We start from the raw sequence: 16,607 nt of genomic DNA on the forward strand, positions 1-16,607 counted from the left end.
AGCGCAAACTTCATGCCAATTCATCGTTTGAAGGAGCAGCCGCTCCCGGAACATTTCCTGGAAATGCTGCTCAACTTGACCACCAACCGCGCGACGGGCTCGCTCGACGCCAGCGAGCGCCAAGATGTCACGTCCCCCTTCGTCGACCAGCCCATCGGCTGGGTCGGGGCCGGCACCGCCGCGGACGTCGATGAGGCGTTCCGCCGCGCCCGCACCGCCCAACGGGAGTGGGCCGCGCGCGACATCGCAGACCGGGTCGCTGTGCTCGAGCGCTTCCACGACCTGGTGTACCGCGAGCGGGAGCTGCTCGCGGACATCGTCCAGCTTGAGACCGGCAAGGACCGTACCGCCGCGTTCGACGAAGTCCTCGACGTCATGAACAACGCCCGCTACTACGCCAACACTGCGGAGCGCCTGCTCACCACGGCGAGCCGGGCAGGCGCGTTCCCCCTGATTACCAAGACGGCCGAGCAGCGCGTGCCCAAAGGCGTCGTCGGCCAGATCAGCCCGTGGAACTACCCGCTCGCGCTCGGCGTCTCCGACGCGGTGGCCGCCCTCATCGCCGGCAACGGCGTCGTGGCAAAGCCGGACTGGCAGACCCCGTTCTCCAACCTCATCTCGCTCCACCTGCTCATCCAGGCGGGCCTGCCGCGCGACCTCTTCCAGATCGTCACCGGCTCCGGCGAAGTGGTCGGCGGCGCGATCGCCGCGCAGTGCGACTACCTCATGTTCACCGGCTCCACCAAGACGGGTAAGCTGCTGGGCAGGACGGTCGGCGAGCGGCTCGTCGGGTTCTCGGCAGAGCTCGGGGGCAAGAATCCGATGCTGATAGCCCCGGACGCTGACGTCGATAAGCGTATTGACACGATCGCCACCGCCTGCTTCTCCAACTCCGGCCAACTCTGCGTGTCCATCGAGCGCATCTACGTGCCCGACGCGCTCTTCGACCGCTTCATCGCCGCATTCCGGCGCGCCGCGGAGTCCATCACCCTGGGCAAGGGACTGAACTGGGATTACGAGATGGGCTCGCTCATCAACCAGGCCCAGCTCGACCGCGTGCAAGCATTCGTGGACGACGCGGCGGCGAAGGGCGCAACCGTAGTGACCGGCGGCAAGGCGCGCCCGGACATCGGTCCCTTCCACTTCGAACCAACCATCCTCACCGGCCTCGGCGAGGGCACCGACCTGGCCACCCAGGAAGTTTTCGGCCCGGTCGTATACGTTCAGCGCGTGCGCGACATGGACGAGGCCGTCAAGCTGGCCAACGCAACCTCCTACGGCCTGAACGCCTCCGTGTTCGGCGCGCCGAACACGGCGTGGGCCCTCGCCCAACGCATCGAGTCCGGCAGCGTGACCATCAACGACGGTTACGCCTCCACCTGGGCCTCCATCTCCACCCCGCTCGGCGGTGTGAAAGAATCCGGCCTAGCCCGCCGCCACGGCCCCGAGGGCCTGACCAAGTACACGGAACCGAAGAACATCTCCCAGCAGCGAATCATGCCGATGCGCGGCCCCGCGCGGCTCCCCCGCCGCTACTACGGCACACTGCTCACCACAGCGCTCAACCTGGGCAAGAAGCTACGGTTCCTCCCCTAGCGTTCGCATTCCGCTTATCGACGCAACAACGCCTCCCCACCAGCGCGCAGCCGGTTCGGGGAGGCGTTTGCCGTCGCGGGTTCGACCTACTCCTCGACGGGGACCAGGGAGATCTTGCCGCGGTTGTCAATGTCGCGGATCTCCACCTCAACCTTGTCGCCGACGTTGATCACGTCTTCAACATTCTCAATGCGGGTGTTGCCACCCAGGTTGGAGATGTGGATCAGGCCGTCGGTGCCCGGCAGGATGGACACGAAAGCGCCGAAGGCAACCGTCTTCACCACGGTGCCCAGGTAGCGCTCGCCCACCTTCGGCATCTGCGGGTTCGCAATCGCGTTGATCTTCTCAATCGCGGCGTCGGCAGCCGAGCCCTCGGTCGCAGACACGTAGATGGTGCCGTCGTCCTCGATGGTGATCTCCGCGCCGGTTTCCTCCGTGATGGAGTTGATCGTCTTGCCCTTCGGCCCAATGACCTCGCCGATCTTCTTCACCGGAACGGTCACCGTCGTGATCTTCGGGGCCAGCGGGTTCATCTCGTCGGGGCCCTCGATGACCTCGGACATGGTGTCCAGGATGGTCTCGCGGGCCTCGTAGGCCTGCTCCAGCGCGCCGGCGAGGACGTCAGACGGGATGCCGTCCAGCTTGGTGTCCAGCTGCAGGGCAGTGATGAATTCGCTGGTGCCGGCGACCTTGAAGTCCATGTCGCCGAACGCGTCCTCCGCACCCAGGATGTCCGTCAGGGTGACGTATTCGGTCTCGCCGTCAACCTCGCCGGACACCAGGCCCATGGCGATGCCTGCCACCGGCGCCGCCAGCGGCACGCCCGCGTTGTACAGCGACAGGGTCGACGCGCACACGGAGCCCATCGACGTCGAGCCGTTGGAGCCCAGCGCCTCGGAGACCTGGCGGATCGTGTACGGGAAGTCATCCTTGGACGGAATGACCGGCAGCAGCGCGCGCTCTGCCAGCGCACCGTGGCCGATCTCGCGGCGCTTCGGGGAGCCGACGCGGCCCGTTTCGCCCGTGGAGTACGGCGGGAAGTTGTAGTGGTGGATGTAGCGCTTCGTATCCTCCGGGTGCAGCGAGTCGATGTGCTGCTCCATCTTCAGCATGTCCAGTGTGGTCACGCCGAGGATCTGGGTCTCGCCGCGCTCGAACAGTGCGGAGCCGTGTGCGCGCGGTACCAGCTCGACCTCCACCTCGAGGTCGCGGATGTCGGTGACCCCGCGGCCGTCGATACGGAAGCCCTCGGTGAGGATCTTCTCGCGCACGATCTTCTTCTGCACTGCGTTGTACGCGGCGCGGATCTCCTTGGACATGGCGGTGACCTCGGCGTCATCGTCGTCCACGTCAAACTTGTCCAGGAGCGCCTCCTCGATCTCCTCCATGTACTCGTTGGAGGCGTCCTCGCGCTCGGCCTTGGACTTGATGGTCATGATCTTGGCCAGCTTCTTCGCGGCCTTCTTCTCCACCTGCTCGTAAACCTTGTCGGTGTACGGCGGGAAGAGCGGGAACTCCTTGGTCTCCTTGCCCACTTCCTGAGCCAGGTCGGCCTGCGCCTTCGCCAGCGTCTGAATGTACGGCTTCGCAGCCTCGAGGCCCTCAGCAACCGTGGACTCCTTGGGCGCCGGGTAGCCGTCCTTGACCAGCTGCACGACGTTCACGCCAGCGCCGGCCTCCACCATCATGATGGCAACGTCTTCCTCGGTCTTCTTACCGCGCTTGCGCTCCACCATGCGGCCTGCCACGACCATCTCAAACAACGCGCGCTCGTGCTGCGCAGCGTTGGGGAAGGCTACCCACTGTCCCTCCGGGTGCTTATCATCCGCAATCAGCGCCATACGCACACCGCCGACGGCGCCGGAGACCGGCAGTCCGGACAGCTGCGTTGCCGCGGAGGCGCCGTTGATGGCCACCACGTCGTAGTACTCGTCAGGCGCCATGGACATGACAGTGATCACGCACTGCACTTCGTTGCGAAGCCCCTTGGCAAACGTCGGGCGCAACGGGCGGTCGATCAGGCGGCAAGCCAGAATCGCCTGCGTGGTCGGGCGGCCCTCGCGGCGGAAGAACGAGCCCGGGATACGGCCGGCGGCGTACATGCGCTCCTCCACGTCGACCGTCAGGGGGAAGAAGTCGAAGCCCTCGCGCGGCTGGTTCGACGCGGTGGTGGTGGCCAGCATCATCGTGTCATCGTCCAGGTAGGTGGTCACCGACCCGTCCGCCTGGCGGGCGAGCTGACCGGTCTCAAAACGAATGGTGCGGGAGCCAAAGTCGCCATTGTCCAGCGTGGCAACCGCCTCAGTAATCCCGAACTCCTCGTCCACGTGAATGTCGTACGAGTTCTTGGGCGTAAAGGTGCTCAAAAGATCTCTCTCCTCGAGTCTCGTCGTGGCGGTCATCGGTGCCGCCGGTTCGTATGCGTTCATCTACAACGGCAAACATCATACCAGCTCGACCGAGTAGGGCACGCTTCTCTGCACCTCCCCACCGCGCACAAAACCCGCCGCCTCGTCCCGGGAACGTGTCGGCGGACAGCGTCCCGATTCGAAAGCGGCGGGTTGGTGCATCTCCGCCCGGTAACACCGGGCGGGCTCTCAGCTGCGCTTAGCGGCGCAGGCCCAGGCGAGCGATGAGGTCGCGGTAGCGCTCAACGTTGTTCTCGCGCAGGTACTTCAGCAGACTGCGGCGACGGCCGACCAGCAGCAGCAGACCACGGCGGGAGTGGTGATCGTGCTTGTGATCCTTCAGGTGCTCGGTCAGGTTGTTGATGCGCTCGGTCAGCAGCGCAACCTGCGCCTCCGGGGAACCGGTGTCGGTCTCGTGGACGCCGTACTCCTTGAGGATTTCGGCCTTCTTCTCAGTGGACAGTGCCATGAGTATGCTCCTTATATTTCAGTCCGCATTCTTCAGTGTTCTCGTGCCCTGCGGGACTGCTGCGAACCACAGTCTGTGCCCCGGAACGCTCCGGTGACAGGGCCAGCGGGTCATACTACCGGAGCGCTACCGCCCTCCCCAAATCGCGCTACCTGGCGGCCGCGTCACTCCCCGGGGTCCGCTGCGCAAGCCCGGTCAGCCGGCGCATGAACTCGGCGAGGAAGCGCTCGACGTCCACGCCCACCGCCACGTGCCCGGTCTTCGCCGCGTCGTTGAGCCGGGCTTCGTCGCCAATCGTGCGCCCCCGCGTCTCGCCCTCCGTGTCCGTCTTCAAGTTGATGTCCAACGTCTCCACCAGGGTCGGGTCCGCCGCCACCGCCACGGCGAGCGGATCGTGGAGTCCACAACCGCCCAGGTACGGCGCGGTGGTCTCATAAGCCTTGATGTAGTAGTCCGTCGCGGTGGCCAGGAAGTCGCCGCCGGTCGTGCCCAGTGCCTTCCACTCCGCGGTCTCCTTGGATGTCAGCAGCGTTTGCAGCGTCACGTCCAGCCCAACCATCGTAACGTCCTTCGCGTTGCGGAACACCAGGTCAGCGGCCTCGGGGTCCTGGTTAATGTTGGCCTCGGACCACTGCGTCACGTTGCCGGGCACGGTGAGCGCGCCACCCATGATCACGATGTGCGCGTTGTCCGCAAACGTCGGGTCCGCCTCCATCGCCGCGGCCACCGTGGTGAGAGGACCCACAGGCACGATCACCAACTCGTCGCCGTGCTGGCGCACAGACTCCACCATGAACTCCACGGCGGACTGCTCCTCCACCGCACGCGAGGCGTCCGGAATCTGGGCCTCGCCGATACCGTTCTTGCCGTGGATGAACTCGGAGATTTCCATGACCTCGAAGGAATCGCGGGCGCGCGCGTGGTCCGGCCCCGCGTAGACCGGGATGTCGGTGCGGCCGAACAGCTCCAGGATGGCCAGCGAGTTCCTCGTTCCGGTGGGGACCAGCACGTTGCCGTAGGTCCCCGTCACGCCGATGAGGTCAAGATCCTCGGAGCCGAGTGCGTACGCAATCGCCAGCGCATCGTCGATGCCGGTGTCCACGTCCAGGATGAGCTTGCGTGCCATGGTTGGGTCCTTTCGCTGGGGAGACTGTCGTGCCCCCGACAATAGCGCGCCCTACTCTGCGGCGAGGATCTCCCGGGTACGGGCGACGTCGCGGGCCATATTCTCCAGCAGCTCGTCCACCGAGTTGAACTTCACCATGTCGCGGACCTTGTCCACAAACTCCACGCGCGCCATCCGTCCGTACAGATCGGCGTCGCGATCCAGAATGTAGGACTCGACGCTGCGGCGGGTATCACCAAAGGTCGGGTTGGTGCCCACCGAGATCGCCGCCGGGTAGCGCACCCCGGGCTCGATGTCGCCGTCGATGGGGGCGTCATCAATGATGGTGACCCAGCCGGCGTAGACACCATCTCCGGGCAGCGCCGACATCTCCTCGACGTACTGATTCGCCGTGGGGTACCCCAGCTCGCGCCCACCCCGGCCCGCGCCGCGCTCGATGATGGAGATCACCGAGAACGGCCGGCCCATGTAGTCCGTGGCCAAGCCGATATTTCCGGCCGTAAGCTCGTCGCGGATGGCGGTCGAGCAGATGCGCACGTCGCCGTCGTTGAGCAACTGCACGATGGTCACCGCGAGGCCGTGGCGCTCGCCCAGCTGCGCCATCGTCTGCGCGGTGCCGGCGGCGTCCTTGCCAAAGGTGAAGTTTTCGCCCACGACCACCTCGAGGGCGCCGAGCCGCCCCTGCAGCACTTCGGTGACGTAGTGCTCAGGACTGTCGCCTGCCAGCTCCTCGCGGAAGTCGATGACCAGGAGGTAGTCCACGCCGAGCTCCGCGATCTGCCGGGCACGCTCCTCAATGGGAAGCAGGGCGACGGGGGCACGATCGGGGGCGAAAATACTCACCGGGTGCGGGTCGAACGTCATCACCACGCACGGCACGCCACGCTCGCGCGCCCTGTCCACGGCGGTGCTGATGAGCAGCTGGTGCCCGCGGTGCACGCCGTCGAACACGCCGATGGTGACCACGCAACCGCCGTCCGCCTTCAGATGTGCTGGGACGCTTCCAAGCCCGTGCAAAATATCCACGCGCAATAGCGTACGGCATACTGGAAAACCATGACCGATCCCCTCGCAACCTCTGGAATCGTCGTGGTAGACAAGCCCGCGGGCATGACAAGCCACGATGTTGTAGCGAAGCTGCGCCGCGCGTTTTCCACCCGCAAGGTGGGGCACGCCGGCACGCTCGACCCCATGGCCACCGGCGTGCTTGTCGCCGGGATCGAGCGCGGCACCAAGCTGCTCGCCCACCTCGTCGCGCACGACAAGCGCTACGAGGCCACCATCAGGCTCGGCCAGTCCACCACCACCGATGACGCGGAGGGCGAGCTCACTGCGGAGCATGACGCAGCAGCCATCACCGACGGGCAGATTGCCGCCGAGATCACTGCCCTGACCGGCGACATCATGCAAAAACCCACCGCGGTCTCCGCCATCAAAATCAACGGCAAGCGCGCGCACGAGCTGGTCCGCGAGGGCAAAGACGTGGACATCCCCGCCCGCCCGGTCACCATCTTCGCCTTCGACACCCACGAGGTCAGCAGGCAGGGCTCGCTTATCGACGTCACCGTGACCGTCCACTGCTCCTCCGGCACCTACATCCGCGCTCTCGCCCGCGACCTGGGTGCCGCGCTCGGCGTCGGCGGTCACCTCACGCAACTCCGCCGCACGAGCGTTGGCGCATTTACGCTTGCCGACGCCACGCCGCTCCCCGTCCTCCAAGACTCCCCCGCCCTTTCGCTCACCCTGGACGAGGCGCTCACTCGCGCCTGGCCGGTGCTCCCGGTCACCGACGACGAGTACCAGGCACTCGCGCTGGGGAAATGGCTCGAACCGCGCGGGCTGCAGGGCGTGCACGCCGCCCAGGGGCCGGACGGACGCGTCGTGGCCCTGGTCAAGGAGAAGGGCAAGCGCCTGTCCACGGAGTTCGTGGCTCGCCCGGCAACCCTGGGCTAACGCCCGCCTACTCCACGAAGACTGAGGCGATGATATAGCCGTCGCCAGCCACCCAGCGCCCCTCAAACAGCGGCGCCGGGGTGGGGCGGGCCAGGATGTAGGACGAGAAGGTTCCGTCGGTGCGCAGCACGATGTCGGCGTCCTCGAATCCGAGCCAGCGGCGCGTCATGGGGAACCAGCACTTGTACGTCGCCTCTTTGGCGCAGAAGAGGAGCTTGCTGGCCCACTCGAAGCCTTCTTCCTCCAGCTCGCGCAGCATCGCCCGCTCGGTGGGCCTGGCGATGCGGGGCACCACCTCGCTCGGCAGCGGGACCGCGGGCTCGGCGTCGAGTCCCATGGACCGTACGTGCCGTGTCGGTGCCGCCACCGCCGCGCGAAAGCCGGTTGTATGCGTGAGCGACCCGGTGTAGCCGTGCGGCCACAGCGGCATCCCGCGCTCGCCGCGCAGAATCACGCCCGCGTCGCTGCAGCCCAGCTCCTTGAGCGCCTCGTGGGCGCACCAGCGCGCGTCGCCGAACTCGCCCTTGCGCTTGTCCACGGCGCGGCTGACAAGCTCTTGTTCGCTGGGGTGGAGATCCTCGTAGTGGGTCAGGTCTCTGCGCTCATTCGTACGCAGGTACACAAACCGGGCCTCGGGGGGAAACAGTGCCAGGTTCTGCATCTAGGCCCCCAGTTCCATGACCGGGTACGGGAACTGCACCCTTGCAGGGTGGCGCTGCCACTCGCGCGGGTACCCGAGCGAGACCTCGATGTGGTCCACGCTGTCCACCTCCACGACGCCGGGCATGTGCAGGTGCCCGTACACCACTGCGCGGGCGTTGTAGCGCTTTGGCCAAGATCGCGTATGCCTCGTCCCGCACCACAGCGCAATCTCGGACCACTGCATCCGCAGCGTCGGCTCCTGCACCAGCGGCCAGTGGTTCACCATGATGGTGGGCCCGCTGATTCGTGAGAGCCGCTTCGTGGTGTACGCGAGACGATCCCAGCACCACGCGCGCACGTCCACAAACGGGGCGATGGCGTACTGGTCCGTCATCACGATGTTCTTTTCCTTCGCCGCCTCGATGGCCTCCTCGACCGTCATTCCGGGGCCACGGAATGAGTAGTCGTACAGCGTGAACAACGGGGCGACGGTAACGCCACCGAAGACGGGGAACTGGTCCTCTGGGGTGACCACACCCAGCTCGCGCATGGACTGCACCAGTGCGGTGTACTTATCGCGGCCGCGGTAGCGGTCCGCGCTGCGGGCGAACAGCTCGTGGTTGCCCGGCACCCAGATCACCGTGTCGAACCTTCCGGCCAGCTCCGCCATCACCTGCACGATCAACTCGTGGCGTTCCGCCACGTCTCCGGCCACAATCAGCCAGTCCGACGGGTCCGCGGGCTGGATCTGCGCGATCTTCGGCCCATTCCGCTTCACCGCTGCGTGCAGGTCGCTCACTGCCCAGAGGGTGGTGGTCATGTGCTCGCCTTTCGGGTCTTGCGCTCTGCTCCTGTCTGTGCCCAGTCGTCGCCCCGGAAGCGGATGACTACACCGACCAGACGCAGCAGCACCGAGGCGAGATGCCCGGCCCAGATGCCGGTCAGGCCCCACCCGAACGCCACCGACAGCAGCGTGAGCGGGAGGAAGGCGCCGAGTACGGAGGCGATGGTGATGTTGCGAAGGTACGCCGCGTCGCCGGCCCCGAGCAGCACCCCGTCCAGGGCGAAGACGACGCCGCCGGTGACAATCATGGCGATGAGCAACCACCACGGGATGGTGAGGGCGTCGTGGACGGCTGGGTCCTGGGTGAAAATGGACTGCAGGGGGGCGTCGAAAAGCGTGAAGACCAACGCCAAGACCACGCCGAAGCCGACGGAGAACCGGGTGGCCTGCGCGCCGACGGAGCGTGCCTCGGCGACGCGCCCCTTGCCCAGCGAAGCCCCGGTGAGCGTTTGCGCGGCGATGGCCATCGAGTCGAGGACGAGCGTGAGGAAGTTCCACAGCTGCAGGAGGATCTGGTGCGCGGCAAGCGTCGCGACGCCAAACCGGCCGGCCACCGCCGCCGCGGCGAGGAACGAGATCTGGAAGGACAGGGAGCGCAGGATCAGGTCGCGCCCCAAGACGAGCTGCTCACGCATCACGCGCCAGCGCGGCCTCCAGCTGCCGGCGTGCTCGCGGAGCAGCATGGTGAGGAAGAGCGCGGCCGTGATGCCCATGCCCAGCAGGTTGGCCATCGCGGAGCCGATCAGGCCGAACTTTCCCACCAAGATGGGCAGCGCGATCGCGCCCGGAATGAGTCCGCACAGTGTGAGGAGGAACGGAAGCCGCGTGTTTTGCACACCTCGCATCCAGCCGTTGCCCGCCATGATGATGAGCGTGAGCGGGATGGCAAACGCGGAGACATGCATCCACCGCGCGGACTCCTGGGCCGTGGCCGCGTCATTGGTGAGCGCCAGCGCGATCGGCTGCGCGAACAACCAGATGATGGTGGCGAGCGCGAAGCCAACGCCGAGCGCCACCCACGTAGCCTGCACGCCTTCCGCCACTGCGGCCTCGCGCTTGCCCGCGCCGAACAGGCGGGAGCTGCGCGCGGTCGTACCGTAGGACAAGAACGTGAGCTGGGTGGTCACCGTGGACTGGATCGTGGTGCCCGCGGCGAGGGCCGCCAGCTCCGCGGTGCCCAGCCGACCGACCACCGCGGTGTCCAGCAGCAGGTAGAGGGGGTTGGCCGCCAGCACACCCAGTGCCGGCAGGGCCAGCGCGAGAATCTTGCCAGGGGTGACCGTCGCGTCGTTGCGTTGCGCCATCACGGCAGCGTGCACTCTCCTTATCGGTTAGCGTTTGGGAAGTCTTGGGCTTCTGCCTCGTGTTGGGAGGCAGCGCGCTCTTCGCGCGTAGGCAGCGCAGCGATCAGGTCCCGAACGACCATGTCCTGCGATCCGTACGCCGTGTACCCCGCGGCCGGGATGTGCCCGCCGCCCCCAAGGGCCTGGGCCAGCTTGGATACGTCGATCACAGTCGAGCGCAGCGACACCGCCCAGTGCTTCGGGCCGTTCTGCTTGAGCACCATACCCACGTCGGAGCCTTCCAGCACGCGGGCGTAATCAATGATGGTTTCCACCGTGGTTTGGCTCATGCGAGCCAGCGCCTCCGCCGGAATGGTGAACACGCTGACAACGAGCCCCTCCTGGCGGAAATTCTGCAAATCCGCCAGCACTCCGCCCATGATCTGCAGGTCGCGGGGGCTTGCTTTGTCGATCAAGTCCATGGTGAGTTGCCGGGTGTCCAGGCCGTATTCCATGAGCTCGGCGGCAAGCGTATGCATTCGCGGTGTCCCCCAGCGGAAGCTGCCCGTGTCGGTGACCAGCCCGGCGTACAGGCAGTACGCGATCTCAGAATCCAGCTCCACGCCAAGGTGCGTGAACAGCTCGCGGATAATGGTCGTGGTGGACTCAGCATCTGCGATGAGGTTGTGGGCACCGAAACCCGGGTTGGTCTCGTGGTGGTCGATCACCACGACCCGGTCGCGCTCGGCGTCGATCTGCTCGCGCAGCAGGCCGGTGCGGTCGGCGGACGCGCAGTCCACGGTGACGATGAGGCCGTCTGCGGGCAGGTGCGACCCGTAGGTGATGTCGTCCACACCAGGCACAGTTCGCAGGTTGCCCGGGTGCGGATAGGTCTGCCCGATGTAGACACGGGCGTCCTTGCCCAGCTTGCGCAGCCCCGCCGCCAGGCCGCACGCGGAGCCGACTGCGTCGGCATCCGGCTTGATGTGCGCTACGACGGAGACGCGCTCCGCGCCGCGCAGCACCTCGGCGACCTGCGCCAGCTGCTCCCCGACTGCCGGGGTGTCCGCGAACAGTCCGCCCATTACTGCCCGGACTCTGCGTCGCCGCTGATCTTGTACGGGTTACCGTCTCCGGCCGGAGTCGCGTTGGCGCGCAGACGCGCGGTCTCCGCGTCGCGGGCGCGCGCCCGGTTCAACAGCTCCTCCATGCGCGCGGAGGCCTCCGGCACGGTGTCGAGCTCGAACGCGAGCGTCGGCGTGAAGCGCACGGCGAGCTGGTCGCCGACCTTCTTGCGCAGCTGGCCGCGGGCGCGGTGGAGTGCCTCCGCCGCCGCGTCGAAGTCCGGCTCCTCGTCGATGTCACGACCGCGCACTGTGTAGTACACAGTCGCGTCGTGCAGGTCGCCGGTGACGCGAACGTCGGTGATGGTGACCAGCTCCAGACGCCGATCTTTGACCTCTCGCTCAATCGCAGACGCCACGATCGCGTGAATCTGCTTGGCAAGGCGCTGTGCGCGCGGGTTGTCAGCCATGTCATCATCTCCTTCTTCGCGTAAGCGTCTCTAGTCTAGACGCTCGCATGTGCTTATCGACGCCACGCTGCCCGCACCCCAGCGTCATGCCGGGGCCGGGCAGCGTACTTCCCTCTTTCTGCGCGTTGTGCGCTAGTCGCGGGGCACTTCGACCATCTCGTAGACCTGGATCTGGTCGTCCACCTGGATGTCCGGGTAGGACAGGACCATACCGCATTCGTAGCCCTTGGCCACCTCGGTGACGTCGTCCTTCTCGCGACGCAGCGACTCGATCGTTGCATCCGGGGTGATGACGTTGCCGTCGCGCACGAGGCGCAGCTTCGCGCCGCGCTTGACGTGGCCCTCGGTGACCATGCAGCCGGCGATGAGGCCGACGGAGGATGCCTTGAAGATCTGGCGGATCTCCGCGGCACCAACCTCGCGCTCCTCGTAGATCGGCTTGAGCATGCCCTTGAGTGCGGCCTCCACCTGATCGATGACCTCGTAAATCACCGAGTAGTAGCGGATCTCCACGCCCTCGTTGTTGGCCTCCTCGGTCGCCTTGCCCTCAGCGCGAACGTTGAAGGCGACGATGACCGCGTCGGAAGCGGCAGCCAGGACCACGTTGGTCTGGGTGACGGCACCAACACCGCGGTCGATGATGTTCACCTCGACCTCGTCGTCCACCTCGATCTTGAGCAACGCCTCCTCCAGGGCTTCCACCGAACCGGCGTTGTCGCCCTTGAGGATGAGGTTGAGCTGGCTCGTCTCCTTGAGCGCCTGGTCCAGGTTCTCCAGGGAGACACGCTTCTTCGTGCGCGCCTGCATCGCTGCGCGGTGGCGGGCGTCGCGCTGCGCCGCAATCTGGCGCGCCACGCGGTCGTCCTCCACCACGAGCAGGTTGTCGCCCGGGCCGGGAACGCCGTTGAGACCCTGCACCTGCACTGGACGGGACGGCTCGGCTTCCTGCACGTCGTTGCCCCACTCGTCGACCATGCGGCGCACGCGGCCGAAGTTGCCGCCGACGACGATGGAGTCGCCGACGCGCAACGTACCGCGCTGCACGATCACGGTGGACACCGGGCCGCGTCCGCGGTCCAGGTGGGACTCGATGGCCACGCCCTGCGCGTCCATGTCCGGGTTCGCGGTCAGCTCCAGCGCAGCGTCGGCGGTGAGCAGGACGGCCTCCAGGAGGTCGTCGATACCCGTGCCCTGCTTCGCAGAGATGTCGATGAACATGGTGTCGCCGCCGTACTCCTCGGGGATGAGGCCGTACTCGGTGAGCTGGCCGCGGATCTTATCCGGCTGTGCCTCCGGCTTATCCACCTTGTTCACGGCAACCACGATGGGCAGGTCCGCCGCCTTGGCGTGGTTGATCGCCTCAACGGTCTGCGGCATGACGCCGTCATCCGCAGCGACGACCAGGATGGCCAAGTCGGTCGACTTCGCACCGCGGGCACGCATGGCGGTAAACGCCTCGTGACCAGGGGTATCCAGGAACGTGATCTTGCGCGGCTCGTCCTCGAGGGTGACCTCGGTCTGGTACGCGCCGATGCCCTGGGTGATGCCGCCTGCCTCGCCGCGGCCCACGTTCGCCTTGCGGATCGAGTCCAGCAAGCGAGTCTTACCGTGGTCGACGTGGCCCATCACGGACACGACCGGAGGACGCTGCTGGAGATCCTCGTCGTCGCCTTCGTCCTCGCCGAACTGCAGGTCGAAGGACTCGAGCAGCTCGCGGTCCTCGTCCTCAGGCGAGACGATCTTCACCTCGTAGTTGATCTCCGCGCCCAGGAGCTGGAGGGTCTCCTCCGGCACCGACTGGGTCGCCGTGACCATCTCACCGAGGTTGAACAGCGCCTGCACGAGTGCCGACGCCTCCGCGTTGATCTTCTCCGCAAAGTCGGACAGGGTTGCGCCCTGGCGCAGGCGCACGGTCTTGCCGTCGCCGTCCGGGAGACGAACGCCACCGATGACGTTCGGCTTGTGCATCTCCTCGTATTCGGCCCTCTTCTGGCCCTTGGACTTGCGACGACGCCCCGGTGCGCCACCCGGACGCCCGAATGCGCCCGCGGTGCCACCGCGACGACCGCCGCGTCCGCGGAAGCCACCGCCGCCGCCACGGTTCGGGCCGCCCGGGCCACCACCGCGTCCGCGACCGCCGCCACCGTTGCCGCGTCCACCGCGGGTACCGGCAGCCTTCGCCGGCATCTGCTTCGGCGACGGAGCTGCAGCCATATCAGCGGGCGACGGACGACGGCCGCCACCAGCACGATTTCCGCCCTGGCGCTGACCGCCCTGGCCCTGGCCACCCTGACCCGGGCGCTGTCCGCCCTGGCCGCGACCACGGCCACCACCTTGGTTGCCCTGGCCCTGGCCGCCACGGCCGCCACCGGGGCGCGGCGCCGGGCGCGGAGCGGAGGTGTTGGACGAGAACGGGTTGTTCGCCACCTTCGGACGACCGCCCGGCTTTGCCACCGGTCGCGGCATCGAGCCCGGCGTCGGCGCAGCGCCCTGGCCCGGCTTCTTCGCCGCAGGCTTCGGTGCGCCCGGCTTCGGGGCGCCAGGCTTGTTCGCCGCCGGCTTCGGTGCACCAGGCTTGGGTGCACCCGGCTTCGGGGCACCGCCCTGCGCAGCCGGAGCGCCCTGGCCCGGCTTCTTCGCCGCAGGCTTCGGCGCACCCGGCTTCGAGGCACCAGGCTTGTTCGCCGCCGGCTTCGCAGCCCCCGGCTTCGGAGCGCCGCCCTGCGCAGCCGGAGCGCCCTGGCCCGGCTTCTTCGCTGCAGGCTTCGGCGCGCCCGGCTTCGGGGCACCAGGCTTCTTTGCGGCAGGCTTCGCGGCCCCCGGCTTGGGGGCACCGGGCTTCGGAGCGGCCTTCGCACCGCTGTCGCCCTCGGCCTTCCCTCCGGATTCCTTCTCCTGGTAGTAGGCCGTCATCTTCTTCACCACTGGCGACTCAATGGTCGACGAAGCGGTCTTAACAAACTCGCCTTGTTCCTTCAACGTGGCGAGCAGTTCCTTGCTAGTAACGCCAAGCTTCTTGGCAAGCTCGTGTACGCGTAACTTTCCGGGCACGTGTCTCCTTGTTGTTGTGCTAGGAGACGGTGCCCGCCGAACCCGTGGCTCGTGCGGCTACCGACCCCTAGACGTGGTCATTGACTTTCATCGCTGATGCTGCTTCACGGTTGTGTACTCATCAGTGTTCGGTCTTCCTTACTTGCGTTGGGTCGTTCGCCAGATTGGCGAGGTACGTGTGTACATGACCTAGGTCCGCCGGAGCGGACAGACGGAACGCCCTACCGAAGGCACGGCGTTGCTCCGCCAGCTCGACTGCTTCCCGCGTCGGCGTGATCCACGCTCCCCTGCCGGGCAATGACCGGCGCGGGTCGGCGAGGATCCGGCCGGGCGCATCGGGGTCCTGAACGAGTCGCAGTAGCTCGGTGTCGGGCAGCACGTCGCGGGTAGCAATGCAGGTACGAGTACGGATGGGACGCTTGCGCGTAACGCTCATCCACAACCCTTCCTGTTGCTCGACGTACAGTCCTGCCCACACCCAACTACTGCGACCGGGAACGCGACACGTCTCGGCGCACGGGAAATAAGCCGCGTCCTAGCCTACGCCATTGCGGCGCTAAACAATACTTACGGCGGTCAGCAGGGTTCCTGCCGGCCCCGGGGCATTGCTTGTCGACGCTCACGCGCTCCCCAGCTACGCCCCCGCTACTCCGCGGCTGCATCGGTATCGGCGTCGGAGTGGATGTCAATCTTCCACCCCGTGAGTCGCGCTGCCAGACGGGCGTTCTGCCCTTCCTTGCCGATGGCCAGCGACAGCTGGTAGTCCGGCACGGTCACCCGGGCCATCTGCGCGTCGCGGTCCAGGATGTCCACCTTGACCACCTTGGACGGCGCCAGCGAGTTGCCCACGTAGGTGGCCGGGTTCTCGGAGTAGTCGATGATGTCGATCTTCTCCCCGCCCAGCTCCTTCATGATGTTGGACACACGCGCGCCGCGCGGGCCGATGCAGGCACCCTTTGCGTTGACGCCCTTGACGGTGGCGCGCACCGCGACCTTGGAGCGGTGGCCGGCCTCGCGAGCGATCGCGATGATCTCCACGGAACCGTCCTCAACCTCGGGCACCTCGAGCGCGAACAGGCCGCGCACCAGCTCCGGGTGCGTGCGCGACAGGTTGACCTGCACATTGCGCTCACCCTTGTTCACGCCCACCACATACGCCTTGACGCGGTCGCCGTGGGTGAGGCGCTCTCCCGGGATCTGCTCAGCGGGCAGGAGGATGCCGTCCTGCGGATCCGCCTCGGTGCCCAGCTGGACGATGGTCAGGCCGCGCGCCTCCGCGTTGGCGTCGCGCTGCACCACGCCGGAGACGACGTGGCCCTCGAACTCGGAGTAGGCGGTGTAGACGCGCCCTGCCTCCGCTTCGCGCAGGCGGCGCTTGATGGCGTCGCGCACCGCGGGGGCACCAATACGGGAGAAGTTGACCGGCGTGCTGTCGTACTCGGAGACGACCTCGCCGTCCTCGTCCAGCTCGCTGACCATGACGTGCACATCGCCGGTGTCCGGGTCGATGTCCACGCGAGACTTGGTGTTTTCGTCCGGCTTCCCGTCGCGGTAATCCAGGTACGCAAACAAAAGCGCGCTCGCGATGGTGGTGAGCAGGTCGTCGACAGCGATGCCCTGCTTGTCCTCAATCACTTTGAGCGCGTTCAAGTCAATATTCACTTGTTGTTCCTTCCAGGTAAGCCGGGTGAGCCCCGGAGC

General features: G+C 66.8%; 14 protein-coding genes. 2 read left to right on the forward strand and 12 right to left on the reverse strand.

Annotated features, from left to right (window positions below):
* Positions 1 to 12: 12 nt before the first annotated feature.
* The gene (locus CKJ82_RS01430) at positions 13 to 1,596 is read left to right on the forward strand and encodes a succinic semialdehyde dehydrogenase (protein WP_095536726.1); all 1,584 of its coding nucleotides are present in this window, start codon (positions 13 to 15) and stop codon (positions 1,594 to 1,596) included.
* 86 nt (positions 1,597 to 1,682) lie between these two features.
* Here the strand turns inward: CKJ82_RS01430 and CKJ82_RS01435 are convergent, their stop codons facing one another.
* From CKJ82_RS01435 to CKJ82_RS01450, 4 genes are all read right to left on the reverse strand, one after another.
* Complete coding sequence (locus CKJ82_RS01435) at positions 1,683 to 3,962, reverse strand: polyribonucleotide nucleotidyltransferase (protein ID WP_420838538.1); 2,280 nt, start codon at positions 3,960 to 3,962, stop codon at positions 1,683 to 1,685.
* 241 nt (positions 3,963 to 4,203) lie between these two features.
* A complete protein-coding gene (gene rpsO, locus CKJ82_RS01440) occupies positions 4,204 to 4,473 on the reverse strand; it encodes a 30S ribosomal protein S15 (RefSeq protein WP_095277357.1) in 270 nt (89 codons plus the stop codon).
* Positions 4,474 to 4,621: 148 nt separating this feature from the next.
* Positions 4,622 to 5,599: a nucleoside hydrolase gene (locus CKJ82_RS01445; RefSeq protein WP_095536728.1), complete on the reverse strand. Its 978-nt coding sequence runs from the start codon at positions 5,597 to 5,599 to the stop codon at positions 4,622 to 4,624.
* A 51-nt stretch (positions 5,600 to 5,650) separates the two neighbouring features.
* A complete protein-coding gene (locus tag CKJ82_RS01450; protein ID WP_095536729.1) occupies positions 5,651 to 6,625 on the reverse strand; it encodes a bifunctional riboflavin kinase/FAD synthetase in 975 nt (324 codons plus the stop codon).
* Positions 6,626 to 6,655: 30 nt separating this feature from the next.
* On the opposite strand from CKJ82_RS01450, the gene truB reads away from it, so the two are divergent.
* Positions 6,656 to 7,552 carry a tRNA pseudouridine(55) synthase TruB gene (gene truB, locus CKJ82_RS01455; protein WP_095536730.1) on the forward strand — a complete coding sequence of 299 codons (897 nt, stop codon included), beginning with the start codon at positions 6,656 to 6,658 and terminating at the stop codon, positions 7,550 to 7,552.
* Positions 7,553 to 7,559: 7 nt separating this feature from the next.
* On the opposite strand, the gene CKJ82_RS01460 is transcribed toward truB, so the two are convergent.
* The 8 genes from CKJ82_RS01460 to nusA form a co-directional block, all read right to left on the reverse strand.
* Complete coding sequence (locus tag CKJ82_RS01460) at positions 7,560 to 8,213, reverse strand: 4'-phosphopantetheinyl transferase family protein (RefSeq protein WP_095536731.1); 654 nt, start codon at positions 8,211 to 8,213, stop codon at positions 7,560 to 7,562.
* Positions 8,214 to 9,014: a metallophosphoesterase family protein gene (locus tag CKJ82_RS01465; protein ID WP_095536732.1), complete on the reverse strand. Its 801-nt coding sequence runs from the start codon at positions 9,012 to 9,014 to the stop codon at positions 8,214 to 8,216.
* Entirely contained in the window at positions 9,011 to 10,342 is a 1,332-nt protein-coding gene (locus CKJ82_RS01470; protein ID WP_095536733.1) for an MATE family efflux transporter, read from the reverse strand. Before CKJ82_RS01470 ends, CKJ82_RS01465 begins: the two co-directional genes overlap by 4 nt.
* A 20-nt stretch (positions 10,343 to 10,362) precedes the next feature.
* Positions 10,363 to 11,406 (reverse strand): DHH family phosphoesterase, encoded by a 1,044-nt coding sequence (locus CKJ82_RS01475; RefSeq protein ID WP_095536734.1) that lies wholly within the window; start codon positions 11,404 to 11,406, stop codon positions 10,363 to 10,365.
* On the reverse strand, positions 11,406 to 11,855 hold the full coding sequence (gene rbfA, locus CKJ82_RS01480) for a 30S ribosome-binding factor RbfA (RefSeq protein ID WP_095536735.1): 450 nt from the start codon (positions 11,853 to 11,855) through the stop codon (positions 11,406 to 11,408). Before rbfA ends, CKJ82_RS01475 begins: the two co-directional genes overlap by 1 nt.
* Positions 11,856 to 11,987: 132 nt before the next feature.
* On the reverse strand, positions 11,988 to 14,906 hold the full coding sequence (gene infB / locus CKJ82_RS01485) for a translation initiation factor IF-2 (protein WP_095536736.1): 2,919 nt from the start codon (positions 14,904 to 14,906) through the stop codon (positions 11,988 to 11,990).
* Positions 14,907 to 15,027: 121 nt separating this feature from the next.
* Entirely contained in the window at positions 15,028 to 15,342 is a 315-nt protein-coding gene (locus CKJ82_RS01490) for a YlxR family protein (protein WP_095534785.1), read from the reverse strand.
* Positions 15,343 to 15,551: 209 nt separating this feature from the next.
* The gene (gene nusA, locus CKJ82_RS01495; RefSeq protein ID WP_095536737.1) at positions 15,552 to 16,568 is read right to left on the reverse strand and encodes a transcription termination factor NusA; all 1,017 of its coding nucleotides are present in this window, start codon (positions 16,566 to 16,568) and stop codon (positions 15,552 to 15,554) included.
* Positions 16,569 to 16,607: the final 39 nt, after the last annotated feature.

Origin of the sequence: Corynebacterium gottingense, assembly GCF_002285125.1 — a bacterium.
Lineage (GTDB): Bacteria > Actinomycetota > Actinomycetes > Mycobacteriales > Mycobacteriaceae > Corynebacterium > Corynebacterium gottingense.

Coding starts and splice junctions, on each gene's coding strand:
- CKJ82_RS01465 (WP_095536732.1), bottom strand. CDS start 9,014: ATGACCACCACCCTCTGGGCAGTGAGCGACCTGCACGCAGCGGTGAAG.
- CKJ82_RS01475 (WP_095536734.1), bottom strand. CDS start 11,406: ATGGGCGGACTGTTCGCGGACACCCCGGCAGTCGGGGAGCAGCTGGCG.
- CKJ82_RS01460 (WP_095536731.1), bottom strand. CDS start 8,213: ATGCAGAACCTGGCACTGTTTCCCCCCGAGGCCCGGTTTGTGTACCTG.
- CKJ82_RS01490 (WP_095534785.1), bottom strand. CDS start 15,342: ATGAGCGTTACGCGCAAGCGTCCCATCCGTACTCGTACCTGCATTGCT.
- rbfA (WP_095536735.1), bottom strand. CDS start 11,855: ATGGCTGACAACCCGCGCGCACAGCGCCTTGCCAAGCAGATTCACGCG.
- CKJ82_RS01445 (WP_095536728.1), bottom strand. CDS start 5,599: ATGGCACGCAAGCTCATCCTGGACGTGGACACCGGCATCGACGATGCG.
- truB (WP_095536730.1), top strand. CDS start 6,656: ATGACCGATCCCCTCGCAACCTCTGGAATCGTCGTGGTAGACAAGCCC.
- CKJ82_RS01470 (WP_095536733.1), bottom strand. CDS start 10,342: ATGGCGCAACGCAACGACGCGACGGTCACCCCTGGCAAGATTCTCGCG.
- rpsO (WP_095277357.1), bottom strand. CDS start 4,473: ATGGCACTGTCCACTGAGAAGAAGGCCGAAATCCTCAAGGAGTACGGC.
- CKJ82_RS01430 (WP_095536726.1), top strand. CDS start 13: ATGCCAATTCATCGTTTGAAGGAGCAGCCGCTCCCGGAACATTTCCTG.